Source organism: Amphritea sp. 1_MG-2023 (assembly GCF_030547545.1).
Lineage (GTDB): Bacteria > Pseudomonadota > Gammaproteobacteria > Pseudomonadales > Balneatricaceae > Amphritea.
Genome location: NZ_JAUOQE010000009.1, coordinates 109,664 through 118,760 on the forward strand (window position 1 = coordinate 109,664; position 9,097 = coordinate 118,760).

At 45.1% G+C, this 9,097-nt stretch carries 7 protein-coding genes; 1 reads left to right on the forward strand and 6 read right to left on the reverse strand.

The annotated features are described in order from the left end of the window. Positions 1-7: 7 nt before the first annotated feature. The 6 genes from Q4488_RS07290 to Q4488_RS07315 form a co-directional block, all read right to left on the reverse strand. On the reverse strand, positions 8-1,660 hold the full coding sequence (locus tag Q4488_RS07290; RefSeq protein WP_303579817.1) for an ABC transporter ATP-binding protein: 1,653 nt from the start codon (positions 1,658-1,660) through the stop codon (positions 8-10). A gap of 1 nt (position 1,661) precedes the next feature. Further along, positions 1,662-2,501, reverse strand: coding sequence for an ABC transporter permease (locus Q4488_RS07295; RefSeq protein WP_303579818.1), 840 nt, complete (start codon positions 2,499-2,501; stop codon positions 1,662-1,664). Continuing rightward, positions 2,498-3,481, reverse strand: a complete 984-nt coding sequence (locus tag Q4488_RS07300; protein ID WP_303579819.1) for an ABC transporter permease — start codon at positions 3,479-3,481, stop codon at positions 2,498-2,500. The genes Q4488_RS07295 and Q4488_RS07300 overlap by 4 nt, the downstream gene beginning before the upstream one ends. A gap of 53 nt (positions 3,482-3,534) precedes the next feature. Next, positions 3,535-5,088, reverse strand: coding sequence for an ABC transporter substrate-binding protein (locus Q4488_RS07305; RefSeq protein WP_303579820.1), 1,554 nt, complete (start codon positions 5,086-5,088; stop codon positions 3,535-3,537). A 67-nt stretch (positions 5,089-5,155) separates the two neighbouring features. Next, positions 5,156-5,947 (reverse strand): class II aldolase/adducin family protein, encoded by a 792-nt coding sequence (locus Q4488_RS07310; RefSeq protein WP_303579821.1) that lies wholly within the window; start codon positions 5,945-5,947, stop codon positions 5,156-5,158. A 395-nt stretch (positions 5,948-6,342) separates the two neighbouring features. Then, a complete protein-coding gene (locus Q4488_RS07315) occupies positions 6,343-7,263 on the reverse strand; it encodes a LysR substrate-binding domain-containing protein (RefSeq protein WP_303579822.1) in 921 nt (306 codons plus the stop codon). Positions 7,264-7,621: 358 nt separating this feature from the next. Here Q4488_RS07315 and Q4488_RS07320 point away from each other — a divergent pair, with 358 nt between their 5' ends. Next, the gene (locus Q4488_RS07320) at positions 7,622-8,887 is read left to right on the forward strand and encodes a DUF1566 domain-containing protein (RefSeq protein ID WP_303579823.1); all 1,266 of its coding nucleotides are present in this window, start codon (positions 7,622-7,624) and stop codon (positions 8,885-8,887) included. Positions 8,888-9,097 lie beyond the last annotated feature (210 nt).

The window sequence follows — 9,097 nt, forward strand, 5'->3', positions numbered from 1 at the left end:
TACAACATCAGACCTGAGCCTCCATGATTTCAATCGATTGATTATCCTCAACACCCGAACGCCAATGGGCACCGGGGATCGAGGCGATCAGGCTTTTTGTATACTCATGTATGGGGGCTTCAAACACTTGACTCGTTTCACCCATTTCGACAATTTTGCCTTTCTCCATCACGATTACCCTATCGCATACTTGAGCGGCCACTCGCAGATCATGTACGACAAATAAAACGGCTAAATTCAGGCGCTTTTTCAACACGTCAATCAGCTCAAGAATTTGCGCTTGCACCGACACATCAAGTGCTGAGATAGCCTCATCCGCCACCAGTACTTCAGGATCATGAGCTAAGGCACGGGCTATGCCTATACGCTGTCGTTGCCCGCCGGAAAATTCATGCGGATAACGATCCAGCGCGGTTTTAGGCAGCTCCACGAGCTCTAATAATTCAGCCGCTTTGGCCAACGCATCTGTTGCGGGCATGCCCTGTGCGATAGGCCCATCGGCAATAATTTGGCCAATCGTTTTACGAGGATTCAATGAGGCATAAGGGTCTTGAAAGACCATTTGTATACGTTTTCTGAACGGCATCAGCTGTTTGCTATTTAACGACTGAATTTCGTTGCCAGCCAATAATATCTGACCACTATCGGCCTCAAGCAAACGCACGACACAACGACTCACGGTGGATTTTCCTGAACCCGATTCGCCGACTAACCCCAGAGTTTCACCCCGGTGTAGTTCAAAATTAACATCATCCGCCGCTTTAACTATGCGGGCTTTCGTAAACCAACTACCGCCGGTGGTATAGGTTTTACACAAATTTTTAACCTGTAAGATCGGCGCCTCTTGATGCACGCTAACCTCTCGCTGAGGCGATACTAACGGCGGCACGGCGGCAATCAATTTTTTGGTGTAAGGATGCTGCGGGTGATTCAGTACCTCATCCCGTTTACCCAGCTCCACCATTTCGCCTTTTTCCATCACCACCACTCGGTCAGCGATCTCTGCCACCACACCAAAATCATGGGTAATAAACATCACTGCCGTATTGTGCTTATGCTGCAGCTCTTTAATTAACTTAAGAATCTGCGCTTGTGTGGTCACATCCAATGCCGTCGTCGGCTCATCAGCAATTAAAACAGCAGGCTCAAGTGCCAGCGCCATCGCGATCATTACCCGCTGACGCTGACCACCCGACAATTGATGGGGGTAAGCCCGCAGCATCTTTTTCGGATCTGGCAAACCGACATCTTCTAATAAGGCTAATGTACGATCATGTCGCTCTGTCGCAGACATCGCCGTGTGGATCAAAAACACTTCTGAAATTTGATCTTCGACTCGCATCAATGGATTGAGCGCCGTCATCGGCTCTTGGAAAATCATACTGATGCGATTGCCTCGCAGCGCTCTCGCTCTTCGCTCTTCCAATGACGTTAAGTCAAAACCATCGAAGGTCACCGCCCCGCTGTCGACTTCAATCACCTTAGGCAGCAATCCCATCACCGCGTTGGCTGTCATCGATTTACCAGAACCAGACTCACCCACGACACATAACAATTCACCCGGCATTAATTCATAATTGACATTTCTAATCGCAAATTCACGATCAGCACCTTTGGGTAGACGAATACTTAAATTTTCAACATGCAATAAAGGTTTCATATTAGCTCTCCCGCTTACCTGATAACTTAGGATTTAGGGCTTCGTTTAAGCCTTCGCCTAGCAAGTTGAGAGAAAGGACCGTGATTGCAATGGCTATACCAGGAATGAAACTTAACCACCACGCTTGGCGAATAACTGTTTTAGCCGCGCCAATCATATAACCCCAAGACATAATCTCTGGATCGCCTAGACCCAAGAAAGACAGGGAGGATTCAAGCAAAATAGCACTGGCTACCATCAGTGATGCCAAGACAATAATCGGTGAGAGACTATTCGGTAAAATCTCACGCATAATGATGTTGCGATTAGTTTGGCCGTTTAGTTTGGCCGCCAATACATACTCTTGACTACGTAGAGATAAAAACTCGCCTCGTACCAAGCGCGCGACAGGAGGCCAACTCACGATGGCGATCGCACCCGTGATGGAATAAACAGAAGGCTCAAAAATTGCCACTAATACCACCGCCAATGCAAAGCTGGGTACGGTCTGAAATATTTCAGTGAAACGCATTAATACTTCATCAACCCAGCCACCGTAATAGCCTGCGTATGCACCCAATGGAATACCGATTAACAGCGCAATGGTGGTTGAGACTAAGCCCACCAGCAATGAGATACGTGCACCGTAGATCAAGCCCGCCAAGACATCTCGCCCTAACGTATCCGTACCTAAGATATAATTACTGTTTTGAAAAGGCGGTAAAAAAGGCCGCTGCACCATACGCCAAGGGCTTCCGTCATAGAGGTAAGGCCCAAATAAAGCGATGACAACAAACATAAACAATATGCCAAAACCAACCATCGCCACTTTATTTTGTGTTAAGGATTTAATTACATTCATTTTGACAACTCGATTCGTGGATCAACGACGCAATAAATAACATCAGTGATCAAGTTGAAGATAACAACCATCGCGGATGAGACAAAGAACACCCCTAATAGCAGGTTATAGTCTCGCTGGAATAGCGCCTCAAACATCAACCGTCCAATACCGGGCCATGCGAATACGGTTTCCGTTAACACCGCGCCTCCGATCAACTGCCCCGCTTGCAAGCCGGCGAGTGTCACGACCGGTAACAACGCATTACGCAAAATATGGTGAGTCGTGACGCGCGAAGGTTTCATACCTTTGGCTTTGGCTGTTTTAACAAAATCTAAACGACTCGTTTCAATCATCGACGTACGCATCATTCGCGCATAGACCGCCGTAAAGAACAGCCCAAGCGTGCTGGCAGGTAAAATCAAATGCAGTGCAATATCGGTCACTTTTTGCCAACCCGTTAGGTCCTGACCCACCGTTTGCATGCCAAAACTAGGCAGCCACTCTAGATACACAGAAAAGAACAAGGCAGCCATCATCGCTAACCAGAAAAGTGGTGTTGCATAAAAAATCAGCGCCGCCACGGTGATCGCTGAATCCGCCCATTTACGATGTTTTGCTGCAGCAACCACGCCCGCTAAAATCCCCAATAACAGCGATAAAAGGAACGCCGCTCCCGTGAGCAATAAAGTAGCAGGCATACGATCCATAATCAGATCAAACACCGGCATTTGTTGACGGTAAGTGATACCCATATCGAACTGCATCAAGTTACTAACATAGATCCACAACTGATAGTAAAGCGGTTGATCGAGACCAAATTGTTCTCGCAACTGCTGCAGAAAAATAGCATCTGTCGCCCCAGCTTCACCTGCCAGCACTTGCGCGGGATCCCCTGGTGCCATTCGAATTAAAAAGAAGTTAAAGATTGCGATAACCAATAGCACCGCCGCCCCTTTAACCAAACGACCACCGATATATAATAAGGTTTGCACACTCATAGACGTTACTACTCTCGTTACAGGGGCAAGCCCGAAGGCTTACCCCTTTTTGACTACTGTTTAATCCAAGCGGTACCAAAGGCATCGTTCACACCGATGGCAGAGTCAACCAAGTTTTGTACTTTGCAGTTATAGATGGTTGGAAATTCCAACTCCATCAACCAAGCAACCGGTACATCCTCGACGATTTGATGTTGCGCCTTGCTATATAACTCAGCTCGTTTCGCATCAGGGAAAGCAACGGCGGCTTCATTGAACCATTGATCGACCTGCTTATTGACATACCCTTCGGCATTATTCCAAGGTGAACCTTTAGCAATATTGTTTGACAGGTAGGTACGTGAGACACCAAGAGCAGGGTCTCCGTACTGATATAGGTAAGTAAAGGAAATATCGTAGTCCCAATCGCCAATCTTCTGATTCCAGCCCGCCACATCGGTTGAAACAATCTGGGTTTTAATGCCAACCTCTTCAAGATTCTGTTTGATCACTTCGGTCCAACGCTGCCACGTTTCACCATAAGGCATCGCCATCAAACGGACTGGCGTACCGTCATAACCCATTTCCGCCAACAAGGCTTTGGCTTTTTCTGGGTTGTATTCATAATTAGGCAACGAGTCATCGTAGAATTTCGTTTTAGACCCCACTGGGCCTTTAGCGATTTTTCCGTAATCGTTCCACAAGACTGATTTAGCAAACTCTCGATCCATAGAGTACATAACAGCCTGACGGAAACGTTTGTCAGACGTTGGCCCTTGACGATTGTTTAACCATAACCAAGCATGTGGCGAGAAGAACTCCCAACCATCGGTTGTAACGCAAGCATTATCTAACTCTGTTAAACGTGGCACATCGAAGTTTTCGACTGAGCCACCGGGTAAGACATCAATTTTTCCGGTTTCAAAGGCCACAGAACGAGAAGCCGCATCAGGAATGACATGCCAGTAAAGTTCGTCAATATGCGGCAAACCTTTCACGTGGTAATTTTCGTTTTTAGCCAAATGGATAAATGAACCTTTTTTCCATTCCTTAAAGACAAACGGCCCCGTACCGATAGGGTGATGATTGGCAGGGTTTAGCTTATAGTCGGTACCGGCATAAATATGTTTAGGCAACATCGGTGTTGTGCCCACTTCAAATAAACGAATGAAGGGACCAAACGGCTGATTAAGCTGAAAAACAACGGTGTAATCATCCGGTGCAGTGATACTATCAACAAAAGCGAGTGAACCTCGCAAACGAGCATTGGTTTCTCGTAACAGTTTATCAATAGAAAAGACCACATCAGCAGAGGTGAAAGGCTTTCCATCATGCCAAACAACACCCTCTTTTAAGTGGAACGTCCAAGTTTTACCATCTTCAGAGTTTTCCCAAGCAGTAGCCAAAAGAGGATGTGGATTTAAATCCTTGTCATAACGCATCAACCCTTCAAAAATATTACCGCCTACCTGTTGGGTGGTAGCATTAGAATACATACCAATCATTAAGCTGGGTGGCTCAGGTTGAACAACAACATTGATTGTTCCGCCCTCTTGCGGATCTTCGGCATAAGCACTTGACGTAAAAGGTAAACAAGCGATTACCGCGCCCATAATTATTTTTTTCATTTATCTCTCCTAAGTTTAAAACAATCAGTATGACGTTCTTTTTTGACTGGTTTTACATTGATGAGCATTACTCTTTATAAGAGGGTGACACTTTTTCTAACAAACGAAGATAAGCCAGCCACTCCACATGGAAGCCTCCTCGCTGACTCATTTCGGCAAATTGTATATATTGCTGATAGGTCAAATCACACACCGCTGAGTCAACAGGGTTAACCGGTTGACCACTCGCTAGAACGCCCATTTGTACCTTACAAACACGTTCCAAATTAAACATCAGAGTAAAGGCTTCACCTACGCTGTTACCCATAGTCATCAGACCATGATTATCTAAAATAAGAATTTTATTCTCAGGGCCTAAATCCTTAACCAGGCGCTCTCGCTCGGCTAAATCTAAAGCGATGCCTTCATAAGCATGGCGAGAGACGCCATGATAAAATTGCAACGCCCATTGATTAATCGGCAAAATACCCGTTTGCGTTGAAGCAATAGAAACACCCGCCACCGTGTGAGTATGCAACGCGCATTTCAAATCTGGGCGTGCACCATGGATGGCGGAATGAATGGTAAAACCAGCGGGATTTGCACCCATATTGCATGGGTCATCAATAACATTTCCGTCTAAATCGATCATCACCAACTGACTGGCTTTGACTTCACCAAAACGAGTGCCGTAAGGATTAATTAAGAAATACTCATTATCACCCGGCACACGCGCTGAAATATGCGTATAGATACTATCGCTCATTTGAAAATGCTCGATCAGATGATAAGCCGCCGCTAAATCGACTCTTACTCGCGCTTCCTCTGAAAGCGTGGGGTATATCTCTGTGACAAAATCACTATCTGATTGATGACTCATAAGCTGCCTTCAAGAAATATTAACGTTGATTAATAGGGATTAGGGGTATGCAAAGCGAACCAACCAAATACCTTGACTTAGATTCTTGTTCAGATGAAAACCAATAACAATCGAATAATTTTGACTTAACTGTTTAATATTATTTGACAGTTACCGTAAAGACAGCGCGTTATGATGATGAAAATTGAACTAACATTACGGATCGCACTAAAATAGTGCGATTATTGATTGAGAATAGCGAAATTTAAGAGGCTTCTTTGGCGAGACGAAACCTTACCAACACAAGGTAAATTCGCGTTTAAGCAGGTTTTGATAAGCGTATGGGATCAACCGAAAAACAAAGATCACAGCAAATGAGTGCATTACAACAATAATACGCACAGAAACAGTGCTGCCTAAAGAGTCCCTCTTTTCGGTCGATCATAGCGGGATTGAGCGTCGGAAATAAGGCCTTCTAGCCATTCAATAAATGCTCTTACATCTTTTCTTTCTACATTTTTAGGGGAAGTAACCAAATAATATGCCCTCGGCGACTCGATACTTTTTTCGAAAGGACGGATTAAAAGCCCCTTTTCTAGAGCATCACCACTGACCATATTATCTCCAATCCCGATCCCTTGACCCGCAATGGCCGCGGATTGTACGAGATTAGCATCGGAAAATATAACCCCGCCTTCTAGCTCTGTATTGCTAACGCCATTGGCCGCTAACCAAACCCGCCAATCGGTGTGGTTCATTAGATGGAAAAGAGGCAGTTTAAGTAGGTTTGACGGGTGGCCTAACCCGCCCTGTAGATGAAAAAAGTGAGGGCTACAAACAGGAAACAACTGGATAGTCATCAATTGTTGGACATATTTTTCAGGCCACGAGCCATTCCCGTAAGTGATGAATAGATCAGCATCTTCATTCGAAATATCACCGGGGAAACGGGGCGTCATAATATGCAGCGACAGCTTGGGATATTTTTTGATAAAGCTCGACAACTTTCGGGAGAGCCAATAATTAGCCAGCCCCGGCGCACAACTAATGGTGAGCTTTCCCACCATCTCTTCTTCATCCCGCACACGGGAGGCTTCCATTAAAATACTCAGTGCTTTTTTGACTTCCAATGCATAATTTTCACCTTTTCGCGTTAGCACTAATCCTCTGCCTTTCTTTTCAGTTAACGGAAATCCGAGCATCCCTTCCAACACATTCAGTTGATGGCTAACAGCACTGCGTGTTAAATGTAGCTCTTGCGCCGCCGCAGAAACACTGCCCAATCGAGCAATCGCTTCAAACGCCCGTAACGCGGCTGTCGTAGGATAACGTTCCATAATGCTCCGTTAATAATATCGATAGACTAGACCGCCCATTCTGTAACACCGAGGCCGATATACTCGCAGGCCCCTAAAAATGCAGCTTCTGAAAAAAGCACGTAGTATAACAACTAACATTTTATATATTTAGGCTTGGTAAAGTGTAATTGAAACTCAATAACGATGAACAGCATACCTTTTAGACAAGAAAGAATTGAACTTACGAACCGCACCACCATCAGCCATCACTATCCTAACCCTGCGTTAACCTAAACTGGCTTATACTCCTAGTGGGTTCTCTGTCGGAATGGACAGATGTCGGAAACAACAGCTTCCTGTCGTATATACTGGCAATCGACGAGTGGAGAATAGCGTAGTGATTAAATTTCAGACGGGTAAAAAGTTTACATTAACGGCATTAGCGACCGGTATAACCGTTCTGTGTATTGGCCTTGATAACCAAGAGGCCCAGGCCGAGGTAGTACAAGACTCGGGGCTAGACGCAGTTACACCTAGGGTTAAATTTGTCGTTATCGATACCGCTCAAACGCGTTGCTTTGGTAATGCAGGAGAAGTCATCGCTTGCCCAACGTCGGGTAGCATTTTATCTGGACAAGATGCTCAGTATCTCGGCGTACAACCGGCTTATACGGATAACGGTGATCAAACCATTACAGACAATAATACCGGCATGGTCTGGCAAAAAACACCTGATTTCAAACACTACGCCTACGACGATGCCATTAGCTATTGTGCAAACTTAACCGTAGCTAAACATAACGACTGGCGTCTACCGACAATAAAAGAGCTCTTCTCGCTGGCTGACTTTCGCGGTGAAATTGTTGATCCCCGCAATGAAAGTGCTAATACGCCCTACATTGACACACAGTATTTCGATTTCAAATATGACCAACGCATGGCTTATATCGGCCAGTATTGGTCGATAACAAAATACACCCTTGGCCCTGTACACAACACTGAAAATGTCGAGGCGGCATTTGGTTATAACTTTGCCGATGGACATATTAAAAGCTATGAAACAGGTTACGTTTTTGGTACCACAGATCAGAGTATTCACGCTCCCGGTAACTTTGTGAGATGCGTGCGTGGTGAAGAAAACGTATATGGTGTCAACGATTTTAGCCATAACAATGACGGTACCGTCACAGATAATGCAACAGGCTTGATGTGGCAGCAGTCTGATGACGGCATAAGAAGGAATTGGCAAGACAGTTTAGCCGCGGCTGAAGCCTCGACCTTAGCAGGATACAACGACTGGCGCCTGCCAAATATTAAAGAACTACAGAGTATCGTCAAATATGGCGGTGAAGTAGCTGCATGGCCAGCGATTGATACCCGTTTTTTCACCTTAACCGGCAAAAATACGACGGCAGATCCCCTCTGGGTTTGGTCGAGTACCACTCAAGGTGATTTTAAATATACCGCCACCTATATCTCGTTTGGCAAGGCGTTTAGTAAAAAGAACTCATCTGCTACAGACTATTATGATTGGCACGGTGCGGGCGCACAAAGAAGTGATCCAAAGTCCGGCACTCCCGCTGATTATGATATGTCATCGGAAAATGCAACGGATCTTATCATGACTATAAACTATACCTTACTAGTACGTACCACTAAGTAAGCCCTAGTATGCCGTCAAATGGTTATTTCAAAAAAAAATTGAAAAATTGGGACACCCGAAAAAAATTGGAAAAAATAAAAATTGGAATAAAAATTGGGACATCCATAAATTTATCCAGTCATATTAACATGCCAATATCCGTTTTCTCACTTATCTGAAAATAGCCTGTAGCTGCTGTCCGGATGAGATCCACGCCAGCCCTTTCTCTTG

Bases quoted from the DNA above. Each gene is read 5' to 3' on its own strand.
- Q4488_RS07315 (WP_303579822.1), bottom strand. From the start codon at position 7,263: ATGGAACGTTATCCTACGACAGCCGCGTTACGGGCGTTTGAAGCGATT.
- Q4488_RS07300 (WP_303579819.1), bottom strand. From the start codon at position 3,481: ATGAGTGTGCAAACCTTATTATATATCGGTGGTCGTTTGGTTAAAGGG.
- Q4488_RS07295 (WP_303579818.1), bottom strand. From the start codon at position 2,501: ATGAATGTAATTAAATCCTTAACACAAAATAAAGTGGCGATGGTTGGT.
- Q4488_RS07305 (WP_303579820.1), bottom strand. From the start codon at position 5,088: ATGAAAAAAATAATTATGGGCGCGGTAATCGCTTGTTTACCTTTTACG.
- Q4488_RS07290 (WP_303579817.1), bottom strand. From the start codon at position 1,660: ATGAAACCTTTATTGCATGTTGAAAATTTAAGTATTCGTCTACCCAAA.
- Q4488_RS07310 (WP_303579821.1), bottom strand. From the start codon at position 5,947: ATGAGTCATCAATCAGATAGTGATTTTGTCACAGAGATATACCCCACG.